This window comes from Streptococcus sp. HMSC067H01 (genome assembly GCF_001814775.1).
In the GTDB taxonomy this organism is placed as follows: domain Bacteria; phylum Bacillota; class Bacilli; order Lactobacillales; family Streptococcaceae; genus Streptococcus.
Window position 1 is genome coordinate 65,581 of sequence record NZ_KV817763.1, and the last position, 16,458, is coordinate 82,038.

Genomic DNA, 16,458 nt, shown 5'->3' on the forward strand with positions numbered 1-16,458 from the left:
GCCTTATCAACATCAGCTTGACTAGGAACTTTAGGAACTATTTCGTCCTTAGCAACAACCGCACCATTACCAGCCCTTCCAGATGCGTCACCCGCCTTGCGAATTTCCTCTTCTTTTTCTTTCAAAGCTTGCAAGCGTTGTTGTTCAGCAAGGTATGCGTCATGGTCGGCTTTGAGTTGCTTGAAGTTCTCATACCTACGAGCCTTAACTTCTGCGATACCCTCTAGGCGAGCCAACTCTTTCTTAGCAGTGGCAATATTTGCTTCCGCAGATGCAACAACTTCTTTTTGTTTAGCTACATCTTGATTAGCCTTGTCTGACTCAGCCTTAGCCTTATCAACATCAGCTTGACTAGGAACTTTAGCAACAATCTCGTTATTGGCAACTACTTTTGTTGCTGGCTCATTAACTGCTACCTCAGTCTCATTAGCAGATACCCCAGTAGTTACCCCAAGAGCCGAGATTGCAAGCGTTGAAATAACCGCTTTTTTGATGGCGCCATGGCCTTGTGCGTTTGATTCCATCATATAAACTCCTTTTGATAATTTTATAGTCCTATTTTATCATATTATATAGTTTTTTAAAACTATTTTATGTAGTATTTCTCTTCAATAGTAGTTGGGGCACCGCTTATTTCATCTAATTTTAAAGTACTTTAAAAACAACATTTTCCTAGTTTATATTATCATTCCTATAATACCCTTAAATGCAACATTTGTTAAGAAAACAAACAGGACAACATCATAATGTGAGAATAGTTAAAATTTATAAAAAAAAAGCCTGAGGCTTAGTCAAAAATTCCTAAAATGCGGGAATCTCTCCTACTTCAAACTTATAATTCGTATACACGAATTATAAGAATAATGAGGTTTCACCTCAAACACCAATTTATTCATAAAAAAAAAATTATTTTCAATTGTTTATTCCCTAAAGGGAATTATACTCCAAAATCAAGATTCTGTCAAGTTAAATTTCAGTTACAAATCTTTGCCCTACCCTCCCCCCACAAGTGTTGTGGGGGATTTTTTGTTTTTTCTAAACTTTTTTCACTTTTTTGTCCGACGACACGCCAAAAAATCTCCTTATAAATAAGAACAACTGTCCAGCTCATGACATAAAACCGAGCAAGAACTCACTTACCATTTTTGTCCAAAAGAAAGGAATGAAATGATGACAAAAAAACAGAACTCAAAACAACCAAAACCTGACAAGGTCGCTATCCGAAGAGAAAAAAAAATTAAGGAAGCGATTGAACGTGGCGACTGGAAAAGAGTTGCCCATCTTCTATCATTACCACTCGACAATGCCGAGAGGAAAGACAGGTATCATGGCAAACTCAGCCTCAATTTCACCTATAAGAGGAAAGAAATGCTTGACTTTCTACCTGACAATTCCAGACACTCCAGTCCTCTTGAGTCACTTATTTATGAAGAAGATATGAAGATTGTCTATCAGACAATTGATAAGTTTGACGATATCGTACAAAGCATTATCTATGGTTACTTCTTTGAAGATAAGAATTTTACTCAATTAGCTGAAGAAGTTCACCTCAGTGACAAAACAGTCAAAAGAAGGCTAGAAAAATCACTCAAACTTCTGAGGGAAAAACTTGAAGAATAAATAAAGAACTGTCCAGCTCATGACATAAAACCGAGCTTGTTTCTTCTCACTTTTAAATTTGCTTATAGAAAGGTCTATCCATATGAAAATTAAACCACAACACCGCAAAGGCGGTTACTCAAAACACATCGCCCAACAATACGTTGACCTCAACGCTCCTATCTACTTACTGAGTGACGAACTCGAACCCCAACAAAAGTACGAAAACAATAAACCGACAGGGGAAATTGTCGCTTATAAAGCTTGGTTTGGACAAAAAGGTCTCCCTCCTTTTCAAGTGAAATTTACAGAAGCACCTGAACTACCAGACTACCTATCTCTGGTTTCATTTGAAAGTCTAATGGCATGCGAAGTTAACTACAATGTCTACTTCAAAGCTGACGGATTGAAAGAGGTGAACTAATGGTTTCAACTCTCACACAAAGAGAGTTGGAACAATACCTGTTGCAGAGCCTAAATATGGGTTTGGGCTCTGTCTTACAGGGTGAGACATCCTACACCAACTCTTTTAACATTCTTGTCAAAGAAGACGGTTTTATCTTTGTCCCTCGCCTTCCTTGTGGCTTTATCATTGATGATGACTTGTATCAGAAGATTTTCTTAATTGCTAATGCGTCATTATATCCACAGTATACATTACTAAAGCAAAATTCGGCTTACTTTGTCGCATTAAAGGCAGAGGATATTCATGTTCAGCGAGGCTTATTCTTCCCATGGAAAAGAGGAGTTTCGGAACGCTTGGTTATTCCAGACCTTGAAACATTTGCCTCATCTCTAAAGGGTAATAATATTCCTATCATGAAAAATCTAACCATTAACTATGATAAGGTAACATCACTTGCGATTGCAGGAAATTCAGGTAGTGGGAAAAGCTATGCGCTTACATACCTTTTAAGTGTCCTCAGAAACTTCTCAGACTTGATTATCATTGACCCTAAATTTGATACACCATCACGTTGGTCAAGAGAACACCAAATCCCTGTCATTCATCCCCATGAAAACCGTTCTAAGTCTGATTTTGTGTCAGAAATTAACGAAAGTTTGAGCCAGTGTTTGACACTCATCCATAAAAGGCAAGGGATTTTATTTGAAAATCCACGATATGAGTTTAAGCACTTGACTATTGTCATTGATGAAGTCCTTGCCTTGTCAGAAGGGGTCAATAAAACCATAAAAGATTCCTTCTTCTCTTTATTGTCTCAAATCGCGTTACTGGGACGAGCCACACGAGTTCATTTACTTCTAGTCAGTCAACGCTTTGACCATACTACCATACCAGTTTCTGTTCGAGAACAATTAAATGTTCTGATACAAATTGGAAACATTAATAAAAAGACCACACAGTTTTTGTTTCCCGACCTTGACCCAGAAGGCATTGTTATTCCAATCGGAAAAGGAACCGGCTTAATTCAAATCATTGATAACGAACATCCCTATCAAGTTCTCCCCCTCCTCTGCCCCACCTATTACACCACGAAAGGAATTTTATAGACTATGAAAAAAACGAATTTTCAAAAAACCATACATCCAGCAACTACCCTTTTTATAGTAGGAACCCTATCTATGCTTATTTCAATCTTATTGAGGCTTGGAATGAATCCCTTGGAAAACAGTATCTATTTCACATCTCTGTTTGATTTCCTGAATTTACTTCACTTTATCAGCTCATCTATTTCTTTCTTGTCCCTTCTCTTATTCTTTGGATTGCTTGGCTATGAAATCAAGATACGCCAGAGTGAAGATAGAATAATTAACCTCTTTAAATCCATCATACAGACCTTTTCTCTTCGTCTTTTTCTGATTCAAAGAGAACACTCAGAAACGGTAAGCACAAGCGAGCAAGGAAATGTAAAGAGATACAACCCTATCAACAGACAGTTCAATAAAGCGATTCAGAAAGTGGTTGTAGATATACGAGAGGAAAGCACAACCTTGATTATTCCTGTCCCCAAATCTCAACAAGCCATTAGAATTCTAAAAGATTTAGAAACAATCATCAGTGAAGAAATTTCTAGTCGCAATTCTGACTATTATTTTTCAAGACCTGAAAGAAAGGGCATGGACTTCTACTTTATCGGAACAAGACGTAAATGATAGGACGGGCGCTATGGCGCACGAAGTGAACGCCACCTAGCGCCCGTCTGCTTGGTATATGGACTAACGGGTTACTACGACCCCGTTAGTCCAATAATCAATAATCACAAAAATATCAAAAAAACGTCTTCCACCTTCCGAAAGAACCCTTCTAAATCTCCTTATAGATAGTAATACAATTTGAAAGCGAGGTATGTTGCATATGTCAAAAGAACAACGTTCCAATAAATGGGCTTTTCTTTTCTACAGAGAAAGCGCCCCTGAAGACTATTTAGAAATCCTTGAAGGTCTTCATATTCCCTTTATCTTATCCCCTTGGCACGATAAAGATGTTAATAGAAAAACAGGGGAGCTTAAAAAAGCTCATAAACATGGTGCCTTTTTCTTTGATTCACTCAAAAGTTATTCTCAAGTATCTGAACTCATCAAGGATAAATTAAAGGGGCCTGCCCATGTAGAGCCTATTATGTCTCCCAAGGGGATGTATGACTACTTTGTCCACGCAGAGAATCCTGAGAAAAGTCAGTACGATATTAAAGACATAGAGACCGGATGCGGATTTGAATTAGACAAATTCCTCATAAACAATAACAACGATGATTTTCTATCAACTATTATTGACGTGATAGACAAGAAGAATTTCACAGAGTTTAATCATTTGGTTAGATATGCGAGAGAAGAAAATCCGAGCTTATTAAGGCTTATCGTAGATAAAACATACTTTTTCGCCAAATATTTAGATTCACGAAGGTATAGCACAGACAAAAGTAAAATAACTTCATCAGAAAATTCCTTGACGAATACTCCTAATGAAACTAGTGACGTCATATCAAACAATACTTCAATAGAAGTATAATGGAGGAAAAGCTATGCAAGTAATCTTACCAGATGAACAAATTCAACAAATTCAACTTTTACTCTCTAATCTTATAAATAAAGAAATCAGAGAGCAATTAAACAAGAGCGGTATCGATAGTCCCTATTTGAACAAACAACAAGCTTGTAACTATTTAGGTATATCAAATAATACACTGGATTCTTGGATTGTAAAAGGCTTACCCAAAATCAAAATCGGTAAAACGATTCGATTCCATAAAGACGCTATCGATCAATGGCTAAACTTACATAACTAGAAATATCAAGATTTTTGTTTTATAATAGTCATGATATTTTCTGGTTCGATACACAAGGAGAATATCATGACTATCAGTAAGACAAAAAACGGAACTTATCGCTTAAAAGTCTATATCCCAATTGAAGCACGAATGCCACTTGGTATTGTTAATAGCAATTATTACGATAAGCGATTTAAAACTAGAAAGGAGGCAAGGCAAGCTGAAATAGACTTGCTTACCAAGTTAAATCAAATAGAAGATAATGAATTTACAGGACTAGCAAAAGGAGATATTCTTTTCTCAGACTTCTATAACAATATCTGGTGGGACTCTTATAAAGCAGGACAAACTACATCTACTTCTAAGCCACCAAACAGGTCAACAGTTGCTAATACCAAAACATGTTTTGAAAAACATATACTACCACTTCTTGGAAACTATACGATACAGTTTCTAAATCAAAATAAGCAAGTTATCCTAAATCTAATGACATCTAAGGCTAATGAATATGCCAACTTCAAATCTTTACGTAGCTATGTGATTTCCATTTTTGATTGGGCAGAAGAACTTGAGTATATAGAAGCTAATAAAGTTGCAAAAATACTAAGAAGAATAAAAGCCACTAAAAAGATTCAACTTGCAGAGGCAAAGAGAGAGGAAGATTTATATCTAACTCATGAACAACTCCAAGAATGGTTCTCAGCATTTCAAGAAGATTTAGAGAATGATAAAATAACCCTTAAAGATTATGTCCTATTTTATCTCACTTTTTTCTTAGGCGATAGAAAATCTGAAACCTATGCTCTTCAATGGAAACATATAGACTTTTCAAAATCACAGATTCAGCTAATTCAAGCTTTAGATAGATATGGACAAGTAAAATCAACTAAGGGAAATAAGAAAACTATTTTCTCCATTTCTAATGACTTACTTCAACTTCTTACCTCTTGGAAAGAGCAACAAAAATATGAACTAGCAAAGTTTGGCATCATCAGTAATCCAGAACAATTTGTTTTTACATATATAGACACAAGAGGGAATATCAATAAACCTTTACATGCAGACTATCTTAATAATAAGATGAAAACTATCAAAAAGCGACACCCAGAGCTTACACACGCTACGCCACACAAACTACGTCATACGGGAGCGACGCTCGCTAAACAGGCAGGAATGAGCTTAGAAGCCATTTCTGAAGCATTGACTCATAGCGATACAGGTACAACTCAGATTTATGTCAATACTTCTAATGTAGTTCCTATAGCAGTTGGTGAATTTGCCTTACAGTCTCTAAAACAATAAGGTGAAAATAAGGTAAACTTTGAGGTGAACTTTTTCAAAAAACATAAAAAAAGCACCCATGAGGTAAACTCTTGAGTGCTTTGAAACGTTGATATAATCGTATTGATTAACGTTTTGAGAATTGTGATGCTTTACGAGCTTTCTTAAGACCTGGTTTCTTACGCTCAACTTTACGTGAGTCACGTGTAAGAAGTCCTGCGCGTTTCAATGAATCGCGGAAGTCTGGGTCTACTTGAAGAAGGGCACGAGCGATACCGTGACGGATAGCTCCTGATTGACCAGCGTATCCACCACCTACAACGTTAACGAAAACGTCGTATGAACCTACAGTTGAAGTAACTGCGAATGGTTGGTTGATAACAAGACGAAGGTCAGCGTGTGGGATGTACTCTTCAACATCTTTTTTGTTAACAGTGATTTTACCAGTTCCTGGAACAAGGCGAACGCGTGCAACAGCGTTTTTACGACGTCCAGTACCTGCATATTGTGCTTGTGACATACTTTATTGTTCCTTTCCTTAGATAAGTCCTGAAATGTCAAGAACTTCTGGTTGTTGTGCAGCGTGAGTGTGCTCAGCTCCAACGAATACTTTCAATTTCATACCTTGAGCGCGGCCAAGAGTATTGTGTGGAAGCATACCTTTAACTGATTTCTCGATCAAACGAACTGCATTTTTAGAACGAAGTTCACCAGCAGAGATTGATTTCAATCCACCTGGGTGGTTTGAGTGAGTGTAGTAGATCTTATCAGATGCTTTTTTACCAGTCAATTTAACTTTTTCAGCATTGATAACGATTACGAAGTCACCTGTATCAGTGTGTGGTGTGAATGTTGGTTTATTTTTTCCGCGAAGTACGCTAGCAACAACTGCTGAAAGGCGTCCAAGAGGTACATCAGTTGCGTCAACAACGTACCATTTGCGTTCTACTTGGCCTGGTTTAGCCATGAATGTAGTTTTGTTCATGATTTCTCCTATATGAATATCGTTTTTGTTTACAGGGCGGATGTTCCGGTCCGCGGGGTATTTGAAAGGTTCCGGGGCCTTACAAATGGGGTAAACAATACCGTCTACTATTGTATCAAAATTCTCAGATAAAAGTCAAGAGATTGGAAAAATATTTTTTTATTTCTGCCAGATTCTCAACCTTTTTTCTGCCTGCTGCTGAAGGATTGTCTGAAAAATTTTAGAGACTAAGTAAATAGCGCAAGTCAAGAATAGCGTTACCACTAGATAATTGATCAAACGACCGTGGTCTCCAATCAATGGTGGTCTTGTCAAAAATCCATAATCTCCACCTGTTACTAAATTGACCATGAAAATCAAGGCATTGAGCGAAGACGTGATAATTAGGATTCGTTTGAAATCCAGTAAACTAGCATCGTAGTCCTTCAGGAGATAAATCAAGGAATTTCCAAAGAGAGCTAAGTGTCCGAAAATAAAGGACAGGATGGCAATGTGGGGGAAGGGATAGGGATCTGGCACTGGATAAATAAAAGCTGCCAAAGTTCCAAAGGTTCCCAATACAGCAAAATACTGTTTGACTCTAGAGACACCCGGGGTCAAAAGCACTACAAACATAGCCAAACGGCAATGATAAAGGGGTAGACTTTCAGTTAGAGGCATCTGATTTACTAAATACCATCCGTAGAGCAGGATTAGCTGTACCGCCTGTAAAATCTGGAAAAATCGCTGACAGGCCTTTTTCTCACCATAACGATAGGCAAGAAACACAGTCAATGCTAATAAGGTAAATAGACTTCCATACCAAAGAAGGTCAAACTGGGGTGGCTCCGTCGGCTGCGTACTAAATAAAGCTTCCCAAAAATTCATGTAACTTTCCTCATTTTCATATAAGCCAATCTCTTACTGATTTTTATAGAGCCTAGCTTACATTTATTTCTTATATTTTTGTGTAAAAGAAACTGTCGATCTTAATATAAAACAAAGCTTCTAATCGACATATTGTTCCCGCTCACCCTGATAGACCTGCCATAGAATTTCCATTTGTTCTTTGGTTATTCGTTTTTCAGATAGGGGTGGGAGATTCTTGATATCAAAAAATTCAAGTTCTGCAATTTCTTGATTTTCTTGAAATTGTCCATCTAATAACTGACAGTCAAAGACGAACTTGGCATACTGTTTGTTCTGAAGTTGAAAGCGGTTGGTATCAAAAACCGCTAATAAAGAGCCTACTTCTGCCGAAAATCCTGTTTCTTCCTGAACTTCTTTTCGGATATTTTCCTTGGGAGAATATCCTACCTCGCCAAAACCACCAGGTAATGCCCAAGTATCCTCTCCTTGCCCTCTAACCAGGCAAACCTTCTGATTTTGAACAATCCATGCCCTTACATCCATCAAGGGAGTTGCATAGCTAGCTGTTGGTTTTAAAATTGCAGTCAATTCCTCTTGATCAAGCTCTGTTTGATCCTGCAAGACACTCCATAAAATCTGACGTAAATCCTCATAACGTTCACGTTCATAAGGATCCTTTGTATAGGTCAAACCAGTATCAGTGATGGCCAACATTCTCTGAATAGCTTTGGCGAAATCAGTTGTGCTCATTTTCTAGACTTTCTACTATCTTGGCTAGATTCATAGAATTCGAACCTTTAAGCAAAATCTGGTCATGTGCTCCAAGACTCTCCTTAACCTGCTTGACCATGGCTTCAAACTGGTCCTCATCGGCTGTTTTCTTGAAGTAGTACACATGGCCGATTGGGAACATTTGACTGGCTAGTTGAGCCAATTCAGCAATGTCTTCACCGTAGAAAATTACGGTATCAAGGGCATCGGGTGTAATGCTCAAAATCATCTGATTGTGGAGTTGAACAGACTGGTCTCCAAGTTCTTTCATATCCGCCAGAACTGCGAGTTTCTTGCCACCTTCATTGGCTGGGATGGCTGAGAAAGTCTCCAAAATCAACTTCATAGCAGTTGGATTGGCATTGTAGACATCTGATAAGATATCTGCTCCATTGGCAGCTTTTTTCCACTCCGTACGATTGCGGGTCAATTCAAGATTTTGGAAGGCTTGACCAATCTGCTCCTCAGTCACTCCTTCTTGCAAAGCAACATAAGATGCAATCATGGCATTGGTCGCATTGTACTTACCAGTCACTGGCAAGTCGAGAGCCTGCTCCAAGAAATTAGCCTTGAAAGTCAAGCTATCCTTACGCTCAGTTAATTCTGTAATTTCTAGTTCTGCACCTGGGCCAAAGCGAACCACTTTTTTGTCAGTAGGTAGATAATCCTCTACAATGGGATCAGATGGCGCCAAAAGTAAGCTACCTTTCTCCATACCATCAGCAATCTGTAATTTACCTTTGGCAATCTCTGAACGGTCCTTAAAGAAGGCCAAATGGGCTTCCCCAACTAAAGTCACAATAGCTGTCTTTGGATGAGCCAGTTCAGATAAAAGATGGATATCTCCTAAATGATCCTGCCCCATTTCCAAGACTAACTTTTCAGTATCATCTGGCATATGGAGAACTGTATAAGGTAGTCCAATCTCGTTATTGTAGTTCCCTTGTGTTTTGTAGGTTTTGTAGCTTGTAGAAAGTAAATGGGCTAACATATCCTTGGTCGTTGTCTTCCCATTTGAACCTGTAACAGCAAAGACATCTACTCCTGTCTTTTGAAGGTAGTAGGCTGCGAGAGCTTGAAAGGCTGTCAAAACATCCTCTACTAAAATGTAAGGATGATCTGCTACTTCCTTCTCTGATAGAGTTACAGCAGCGCCATTTTCAAAGGCTGTCTCGATAAAATCATGACCATCACGCGCTCCCTTGAGAGGAATAAACAAATCCCCCTCAGCAATCAAACGACTATCAAACTCTGCCTTGACTAGAGGGCTGTCCGCATAGCTTGTCACATCATTTTTTGCACCGACAGCACGCGCAACTTCGTGAATCGTAAGTTTCATATTTACTCCTTTAAAAAGGGGCAAGAAGTCTCTTCCCGCCCTTATGTCTGTCTTTACAACAGGTGCGCTTCACGCTTGTCAAAACTTTCCTTAGCAAGCTCAACCAAACGCTCGATTAGTTCTGGATAGCTAATCCCCATATTGTCCCAGAGCAATGGATACATAGACCACTGGGTAAATCCTGGCATGGTGTTGAGCTCATTTAGGAAAACTTCTCCCTTATCTGTATAGAAGAAATCACAACGTGAGAGACCAAGCCCGCCAATAGCACGGAAGGCAGTTTCTGCATTTTTACGCATGACTGCTACTACATCATCACTAATCTTGGCTGGAATATCCATAGTAATCTTGTTATCGATATATTTGGCATCATAGTCATAGAAGGCTACGTCTTTGACAACTTCACCAGGAAGAGTGCTCTTGACATCATAGTTCCCTAAGAGACCAACTTCGATTTCACGTGCATTGACTCCTTGTTCTACCAAGACACGGCTATCGTACTTGAAGGCAAGTTCGAGAGCTTGATGGAGTTCTTCTTTATTTTCAGACTTAGAAATCCCTACACTAGAACCCATATTGGATGGTTTGGTAAAGACTGGATAGGTTAATTTGTCTTCAACTTCAGCAATCTTAGAAGTCAAGTCATCACCTTCAACAATGGCTACATAAGGAACTTGGGCAATCCCAGCAGACTCCAAGACACGCTTGGTAGTAATCTTATCCATAGCAAGACTTGATGACAAGATATTGCAACCAACATAAGGCATTTTCAAAACTTCTAAGAAACCTTGAACGGAACCATCTTCTCCCATAGGTCCATGAAGAACTGGAAAGACAACTGCGCCTTCTTCATAGATAGCACTTGGAGCAATTTTCTTGTCCCAATCGATCGTTTCATTGGTCATGAGACGTTCATCCTGCCCAGGAGTTTGGCTAAATTCTTGGGTTTTGATGAAATCACCAGACTGGCTGATAAAGAATGTTTTAACTGCAAAACGATCATAGTTAACCGCACGCATGACACTCTCAGCTGACAAGACAGACACTTCACGCTCTGCACTGCGTCCACCATATAATAGAATAATTGTTTGTTTCATATGATTGTCCTATTTCTACTAGAATACTCGCCTTTTAGTATATCACATTTGTTTATTTTTTTAAACTTGAATAGCACAAAACAAGAAAAGAGACTGGAAGAAAAATGGTCCAGTCTCTGTGTTCTTAAAATTTTATACCTGCTAGCTAATTATTTAGCGATTTAACCTCCTAGACTAAAGCTCTGTACGATTTTCGATGGCTCTTAAGAGTGTTACTTCATCCGCATACTCGATATCAGCTCCGACTGCTAGACCTCGTGCTAGACGAGTAACCTTGATCCCTGCAGGTTTGAGCAATCGAGAGATATACATAGAAGTCGCCTCACCATCAGCAGTTGCATTGGTCGCAACGATGACCTCTGAAACCTCGCTATCCATGAGACGTGTCATGAGACTTTTAAGATTGATATCATCAGGGCTAATCCCATTCATTGGTGAAATGAGGCCGTGTAGGACATGATAGAGTCCGTGGTATTCTTGGATATTTTCCATAGCCGCTACATCTCGGCTATCCTCTAATACTAGGATAGTTGTCTGATCACGACTAGGATCCGTACAGATTGAACATGGATCATCATCCGTTAAACGTCCGCAAATCGAACAATAGGTCAATTCTCGCTTAGCCGCAAGGAGATTTTTGGCAAATTCATTGACGTCATCATCAGGCATCCCAATGGTATAAAAGGCCAGTCGGGTTGCTGTCTTAATCCCGATACCTGGAAGTTTAGAATAGCTGTCAATCAACTTAGCAATAGGTGTTGGGTAAAGCATGGCTTCCTTTCTAGTTCATTGGATGGTGTTGGTTGTAAAGATTGATAATATCGCGCGCAATAGATGGACCGACACCGTTGGTTAGGTTAGTATTGTGGGGGAAGACAACTGCAACTGCAATCTGAGGATTATCGGTTGGGGCATAGGCTACTGCGTTGGTATTATTAGCCTTCTGACCACCATTGACATAACTTTCGGCTGTACCAGTCTTACCACTGATAGAGACTGTTGCCCCATTTGAAAAGGCACGACCTGTCGTAAGGGCACTGGTTCCGTGTGATACTTGGTAAAAACCTTGTTGTAGGATGGACATGTCAGATTCAGAAATATTAATTTTATTCATTTCCTTGGTATCAATAGATTGGATTAAGTTTCCTAAGCCACCTTGTTCGTTATTGTCGTAGACTCCTTCTACGATACGAGGAGCTAAGCGAACACCATTATTAGCAATCGTTGCTACGTACTGAGCCAACTGCATCGGTGTGTAGTTATCAAACTGACCAAATGCATTGGTAATGTAATTAGCAAAATTATACTCTTTTGGTATAAAACCAGTTGACTCATCTGGTAAATCGATCCCTGTAGAAGCACCCAAACCATACTCACTAAAAGTCGCGCGTAGTTTTCCCATCGCAGACTCTAGTTTGTCGGTCTTAACTGTCATATCTGGTTGATAGGTTTGACCCATCATTCCCAAAGCAGTTTGAATCATATAGGCATTAGAAGAGTATTCCAAAGCCTCGACTGCTGTAATCGGGAAAGAACCGTAAGAAAGGGTGTACCATGAATTGATTGGTGCAGAACCTTGAAAGACGATTGGTTGGTCTGTTAAAGTTTGATTGCCTGATAAAACACCATTTTCCCAACCTGAGCTGATGGTTGCCGCCTTAACGACAGATCCTGGAACAAAAACGTTGGTCACTGTACCTAGTGAGTCTGGAGTCAATTCACCAGATTCCAGATTGTGCTTGATCCCTGACATGGCTAGAACAGCTCCTGTCTTAGGATTGAGGGCAACCGCATAGACACCTTCCGAATATTGGGCACCTCCGTTAGCAAGTTCAGAATTAAAATAGCTTTTCAGAAGGCTATCTACACTATCCTGGAAGGCCAAATCAATGGTCAGTTTGATATTTTTACCCTTGCTACCTTCCTCAATATTTTCTACACTTTCCATATCTCCATGTTTGTCGAGATGAATTTCCTTAACAGTACGTTTCCCTTGTAGGACTTCCTCATATTGTTTCTCAAGGTAAGAGGTCCCAACACGATCATTGAGGGAATAACCTTTTTTAAGATAGACGTCCACTTCCTCAGCTGGAAGACCTGATTTTTCACTGGAAACACTTCCTACGATAGAAGCAAGAGAAGTTTCAAGGACCTTGCGATCCCACGAAGTGGAAATGCTAATCCCAGGCAACTCTTTAGATGCAGAGGCGATTAGAGCGACTTGAGTATCACTTAAAGGATCTGTTTGGATATTGCCTGTTGCAAAATTTCCAACTGCATTGAGCTGACTAAAGAGATAAATTGCCTTCTTTTCATCCTCTGTATAATTAGTTTGGTTAGAGCTAACACTCTCAACAGCATTGTTATAAAGGTCTGATTCAGAAAGTTGATTACCATCAGAATCAAAACGCTTATCTTTGGGTAGGGCTTCTACCGTTTTTTTATAAACTGCTGGATCAGCTAGATAATAGTCAGCAATTTGACGTTCTGTCAAATCTGGAGAGGATACCGTTACATAAGTTAATAGTTTAGCAGAAATATCCTTTAAATCAGTCGCTGTCATCTTATTGCTTCGTGTGAAAGCAACTACTTGTTTAACCGTATTTTCTACCAAAGGTTTTCCAGCTGCATCATAGATTTCTCCACGGGCAGAACCTGTTGTAACCCTAGTTTGGCTAGCAGATGCTAACTTGGCTTCATAGAAATCCTTGTTTACGACCTGCATATAGAGCAAGCGACCAATGATTGTCATGAAGAGCAAAATAATGATCGCAAACAATAAATTAAGCCGAGTCGGTATCGAATGGCTGTTGAATTTTCTCATACAAATCAGTCTCGTTTCTAATCAAAATCTCACTCTTCATTGTACCATAATTTGATGAGAAAATTATGGAAAAAGAAAAGACTTTTCCTTTTTATCCAAAAACAAAGCATCTATGGTATAATAGAAGTAAGAGCTATATTATTTGCTGGATTTTTTATCAATAAAATTTGACAAATAGCTACAAAGGAGTCCCATGAACAAGCAAGACATCTCTACGATTATTGATCTTCACTTTGAAGAAATGACCGATTTAGAGCAAGAGATTGCCCGCTATTTTTTGCAGGCAGATACCATTCATGATGACTTGTCTTCTCAGCAGGTCACTCAAAAACTTCATATTTCTCAGGCCGCTCTCACTCGCTTTGCCAAAAAATGTGGCTTTACGGGTTATCGAGAGTTCATTTTCAAATACCTACAACAAATTGACAACCTTTCAGTCCCACAGCAGGATATGAACCCCTTGACTCAACGAGTCTTGAGAAGTTATACAAATATCCGTGAAATGTCTCAAGAGTTGATCGATGATGACCAACTGGAGCGCATCGCTCAAATGATTGATCAGTCAGAACGCGTCTATTTTTTCGGAACTGGAAGCTCTGGCCTAGTTGCACGTGAAATGAAATTACGTTTCATGCGACTAGGAGTCGTCTGTGAGGCTTTGACAGATCCTGATGGATTTGCCTGGACGACCAGTATCATCGATGAAAAATGTTTAGTCTTTGGCTTCTCCCTGTCAGGAACAACTCCCTCCATCATCGATAGTCTACTTGACGCTCAAGATATGGGGGCTAAAACCGTTCTCTTTACAAGTGTACCTAGCAAGGAGACCCAAGCCTTTACGGAAACTGTATTAGTAGCAAATCAGAGTCAGGCTTCCTACATCCAGAGAATCTCTGCCCAACTTCCGATGTTGATTTTAATCGACTTACTCTATGCCTACTTCTTAGAAATTGACCGCGAAAGCAAAGAAAAAATCTTTAATAGCTTTTGGGAAAACAATAAACTAAATGGCTATCGTAGAAATAGAAGAACAAAATAATCCTACACAACTGGACTATTTCCTATTTAGTAGTCCATAAAGAAAATATTACCAATGGTCTTATCACTTCTTTAAAGAGGGATAAGGCCTTATTTTTTTCTTAACAACCTCCTCAACCTATAATTATCTGTTACAATGAGCATTCCCATCAAATCATGAGATAAGTAGACTCTATAATGTCTATAGTTGCTGTACTAACTGTAGGAATTATGGAGTTTTTTGATAATAGACAAAATAGCTCAACAGTAAAATAGAAAAGCACCACAAAAGCTATTAATCATACAATAGAATTGCCTAATCAAACATCAAGAAGTCACTTGTTTTTAAAATACATTCTACAAAAAGTCTACATAAAACTCAATTACACTTCCCTTTTATGAATTCCTTCCCAAGATAAGAAGTTCAAAGAGATTTATCAAAAGTCCAGCTTTCCCTCTCCTTGAGTAAGTTAAAATCATCGCCTTCCTTCATATTTCTATGGCTAAGAATATAGGCAAACCCTCGTAATCGATTCACCTATCGTAAGGCAGCTTTATCAAATATCAGCGTTCATTTGCTAAAAAGCAACTCACTTCTAATAAACACTTTCTTTTAGATTTTCCTTCTATTGTGATTTTATCTACAACTCTATCCAATAGAAGATTTTTTGTACCTAATGAGTAAAAAACACCCCGAATCATGATATATCATAGATTCGGGATGACTTCATATCTTTTTAGGAATCTTGTTACTAACTTTTCTTCTCATAGACTCTCAGCAGAGATTCTATTTTATAACTAGTCGAAAAAAGGGAACACATAGTTCCCCTTTTTCTATGACTTAAAACCGGCTCTGGTCGTCAATCGTGACTTGTTATTTTTAAGCAAATAACTTTACTCACTTAAGAAAGATGACTATTTTTCGTCTTCTTTTTTACGACGTCCAAGTGCTGCCAATCCTACGAGCCCTGCAACTACTCCGAGTACAGTTGATCCTGCAGATGTAGTTTCACCAGTATTTGGAAGTTGGCCTTTAGCTGATGTTGGATCTACTGGTTTACCTGGGGTTGGCTCTACAGGCTTACCTGGAGTTGGATTCACTGGCTTACCTGGGGTTGGATTCACTGGTTTACCTGGGGTTGGGTCCTCTGGTTTACCTGGAGTTGGCTCTACAGGCTTGTCTGGAGTTTCTTTCAACTTGTAGACATAAGTGACATTCTTATCGCCTTCGATAACCTTACCAGTTGTTGGGTCTGTTGACTTCAAGTGACCTTTATCATCTACTTCACCGGCTGTGTACTTACCAGCTGGAACCAATTCGTAAGTATTACCTTCGAATTCAATCTCTTGTGGACGGTTGTCTACAACTGTGTCGTAGTCTTTGTCTACTGGTTGAGCTTTTTCATCAGTAACATCGTCCTTGATTGTCTTACCTTCTGTATCAACGTAGTGTACATAGACATTAC

17 protein-coding genes and 1 pseudogene are annotated in these 16,458 nt (G+C 39.0%); 8 read left to right on the plus strand and 10 right to left on the minus strand.

The features are described 5' to 3' along the window. A pseudogene (locus HMPREF2987_RS11150) lies at positions 1–524 on the minus strand (cell wall anchor protein); the annotation flags it as partial. Between the two features lie 646 nt (positions 525–1,170). On the opposite strand from HMPREF2987_RS11150, the gene HMPREF2987_RS00305 reads away from it, so the two are divergent. The 7 genes from HMPREF2987_RS00305 (at position 1,171) to xerC (ending at position 6,131) form a co-directional block, all read left to right on the plus strand. Then, positions 1,171–1,620: an RNA polymerase sigma factor gene (locus HMPREF2987_RS00305; RefSeq protein ID WP_075228867.1), complete on the plus strand. Its 450-nt coding sequence runs from the start codon at positions 1,171–1,173 to the stop codon at positions 1,618–1,620. Positions 1,621–1,708: 88 nt separating this feature from the next. Further along, entirely contained in the window at positions 1,709–2,023 is a 315-nt protein-coding gene (locus tag HMPREF2987_RS00310) for a hypothetical protein (RefSeq protein ID WP_180364485.1), read from the plus strand. Beyond that, complete coding sequence (locus tag HMPREF2987_RS00315) at positions 2,023–3,111, plus strand: cell division protein FtsK (RefSeq protein ID WP_075228869.1); 1,089 nt, start codon at positions 2,023–2,025, stop codon at positions 3,109–3,111. The genes HMPREF2987_RS00310 and HMPREF2987_RS00315 overlap by 1 nt, the downstream gene beginning before the upstream one ends. A 72-nt stretch (positions 3,112–3,183) precedes the next feature. Further along, on the plus strand, positions 3,184–3,714 hold the full coding sequence (locus HMPREF2987_RS00320) for a hypothetical protein (protein WP_257374725.1): 531 nt from the start codon (positions 3,184–3,186) through the stop codon (positions 3,712–3,714). Between the two features lie 202 nt (positions 3,715–3,916). After that, positions 3,917–4,570: a replication protein gene (locus tag HMPREF2987_RS00325; protein ID WP_075228871.1), complete on the plus strand. Its 654-nt coding sequence runs from the start codon at positions 3,917–3,919 to the stop codon at positions 4,568–4,570. Between the two features lie 13 nt (positions 4,571–4,583). Further along, positions 4,584–4,847 (plus strand): helix-turn-helix domain-containing protein, encoded by a 264-nt coding sequence (locus HMPREF2987_RS00330; RefSeq protein WP_075228872.1) that lies wholly within the window; start codon positions 4,584–4,586, stop codon positions 4,845–4,847. A 66-nt stretch (positions 4,848–4,913) separates the two neighbouring features. Further along, positions 4,914–6,131 carry a site-specific integrase gene (gene xerC, locus HMPREF2987_RS10920; protein WP_075228873.1) on the plus strand — a complete coding sequence of 406 codons (1,218 nt, stop codon included), beginning with the start codon at positions 4,914–4,916 and terminating at the stop codon, positions 6,129–6,131. Between the two features lie 106 nt (positions 6,132–6,237). Here xerC and rpsI read toward each other — a convergent pair whose 3' ends face one another. From rpsI to pbp2b, 8 genes are all read right to left on the minus strand, one after another. Beyond that, positions 6,238–6,630 carry a 30S ribosomal protein S9 gene (rpsI, locus tag HMPREF2987_RS00340; protein WP_000075973.1) on the minus strand — a complete coding sequence of 131 codons (393 nt, stop codon included), beginning with the start codon at positions 6,628–6,630 and terminating at the stop codon, positions 6,238–6,240. 18 nt (positions 6,631–6,648) lie between these two features. Then, entirely contained in the window at positions 6,649–7,095 is a 447-nt protein-coding gene (gene rplM, locus HMPREF2987_RS00345; protein ID WP_001044622.1) for a 50S ribosomal protein L13, read from the minus strand. Positions 7,096–7,254: 159 nt separating this feature from the next. Beyond that, the gene (locus tag HMPREF2987_RS00350) at positions 7,255–7,962 is read right to left on the minus strand and encodes a YwaF family protein (RefSeq protein WP_075228874.1); all 708 of its coding nucleotides are present in this window, start codon (positions 7,960–7,962) and stop codon (positions 7,255–7,257) included. 120 nt (positions 7,963–8,082) lie between these two features. Further along, a complete protein-coding gene (locus tag HMPREF2987_RS00355) occupies positions 8,083–8,694 on the minus strand; it encodes an NUDIX hydrolase (protein ID WP_075228875.1) in 612 nt (203 codons plus the stop codon). After that, entirely contained in the window at positions 8,681–10,054 is a 1,374-nt protein-coding gene (gene murF / locus HMPREF2987_RS00360) for a UDP-N-acetylmuramoyl-tripeptide--D-alanyl-D-alanine ligase (protein ID WP_075228876.1), read from the minus strand. Before murF ends, HMPREF2987_RS00355 begins: the two co-directional genes overlap by 14 nt. A gap of 53 nt (positions 10,055–10,107) precedes the next feature. Then, complete coding sequence (locus tag HMPREF2987_RS00365; RefSeq protein ID WP_075228877.1) at positions 10,108–11,151, minus strand: D-alanine--D-alanine ligase; 1,044 nt, start codon at positions 11,149–11,151, stop codon at positions 10,108–10,110. A gap of 174 nt (positions 11,152–11,325) precedes the next feature. Beyond that, a complete protein-coding gene (recR, locus tag HMPREF2987_RS00370; protein ID WP_075228878.1) occupies positions 11,326–11,922 on the minus strand; it encodes a recombination mediator RecR in 597 nt (198 codons plus the stop codon). Positions 11,923–11,932: 10 nt separating this feature from the next. Next, positions 11,933–13,975 carry a penicillin-binding protein PBP2B gene (pbp2b, locus tag HMPREF2987_RS00375; RefSeq protein WP_075228879.1) on the minus strand — a complete coding sequence of 681 codons (2,043 nt, stop codon included), beginning with the start codon at positions 13,973–13,975 and terminating at the stop codon, positions 11,933–11,935. 193 nt (positions 13,976–14,168) lie between these two features. Here pbp2b and HMPREF2987_RS00380 point away from each other — a divergent pair, with 193 nt between their 5' ends. After that, on the plus strand, positions 14,169–15,014 hold the full coding sequence (locus HMPREF2987_RS00380; protein WP_075228880.1) for a MurR/RpiR family transcriptional regulator: 846 nt from the start codon (positions 14,169–14,171) through the stop codon (positions 15,012–15,014). An 893-nt stretch (positions 15,015–15,907) separates the two neighbouring features. Here the strand turns inward: HMPREF2987_RS00380 and HMPREF2987_RS11365 are convergent. Further along, the coding region (locus HMPREF2987_RS11365; protein ID WP_142995325.1) for an LPXTG cell wall anchor domain-containing protein at positions 15,908–16,458 on the minus strand (551 nt) is incomplete at its 5' end.

Bases quoted from the DNA above. Each gene is read 5' to 3' on its own strand.
- HMPREF2987_RS00305 (WP_075228867.1), top strand. From the start codon at position 1,171: ATGACAAAAAAACAGAACTCAAAACAACCAAAACCTGACAAGGTCGCT.
- HMPREF2987_RS00315 (WP_075228869.1), top strand. From the start codon at position 2,023: ATGGTTTCAACTCTCACACAAAGAGAGTTGGAACAATACCTGTTGCAG.
- HMPREF2987_RS00320 (WP_257374725.1), top strand. From the start codon at position 3,184: ATGCTTATTTCAATCTTATTGAGGCTTGGAATGAATCCCTTGGAAAAC.
- HMPREF2987_RS00325 (WP_075228871.1), top strand. From the start codon at position 3,917: ATGTCAAAAGAACAACGTTCCAATAAATGGGCTTTTCTTTTCTACAGA.
- HMPREF2987_RS00330 (WP_075228872.1), top strand. From the start codon at position 4,584: ATGCAAGTAATCTTACCAGATGAACAAATTCAACAAATTCAACTTTTA.
- xerC (WP_075228873.1), top strand. From the start codon at position 4,914: ATGACTATCAGTAAGACAAAAAACGGAACTTATCGCTTAAAAGTCTAT.
- rpsI (WP_000075973.1), bottom strand. From the start codon at position 6,630: ATGTCACAAGCACAATATGCAGGTACTGGACGTCGTAAAAACGCTGTT.
- rplM (WP_001044622.1), bottom strand. From the start codon at position 7,095: ATGAACAAAACTACATTCATGGCTAAACCAGGCCAAGTAGAACGCAAA.
- HMPREF2987_RS00350 (WP_075228874.1), bottom strand. From the start codon at position 7,962: ATGAATTTTTGGGAAGCTTTATTTAGTACGCAGCCGACGGAGCCACCC.
- HMPREF2987_RS00355 (WP_075228875.1), bottom strand. From the start codon at position 8,694: ATGAGCACAACTGATTTCGCCAAAGCTATTCAGAGAATGTTGGCCATC.
- murF (WP_075228876.1), bottom strand. From the start codon at position 10,054: ATGAAACTTACGATTCACGAAGTTGCGCGTGCTGTCGGTGCAAAAAAT.
- HMPREF2987_RS00365 (WP_075228877.1), bottom strand. From the start codon at position 11,151: ATGAAACAAACAATTATTCTATTATATGGTGGACGCAGTGCAGAGCGT.
- recR (WP_075228878.1), bottom strand. From the start codon at position 11,922: ATGCTTTACCCAACACCTATTGCTAAGTTGATTGACAGCTATTCTAAA.
- pbp2b (WP_075228879.1), bottom strand. From the start codon at position 13,975: ATGAGAAAATTCAACAGCCATTCGATACCGACTCGGCTTAATTTATTG.
- HMPREF2987_RS00380 (WP_075228880.1), top strand. From the start codon at position 14,169: ATGAACAAGCAAGACATCTCTACGATTATTGATCTTCACTTTGAAGAA.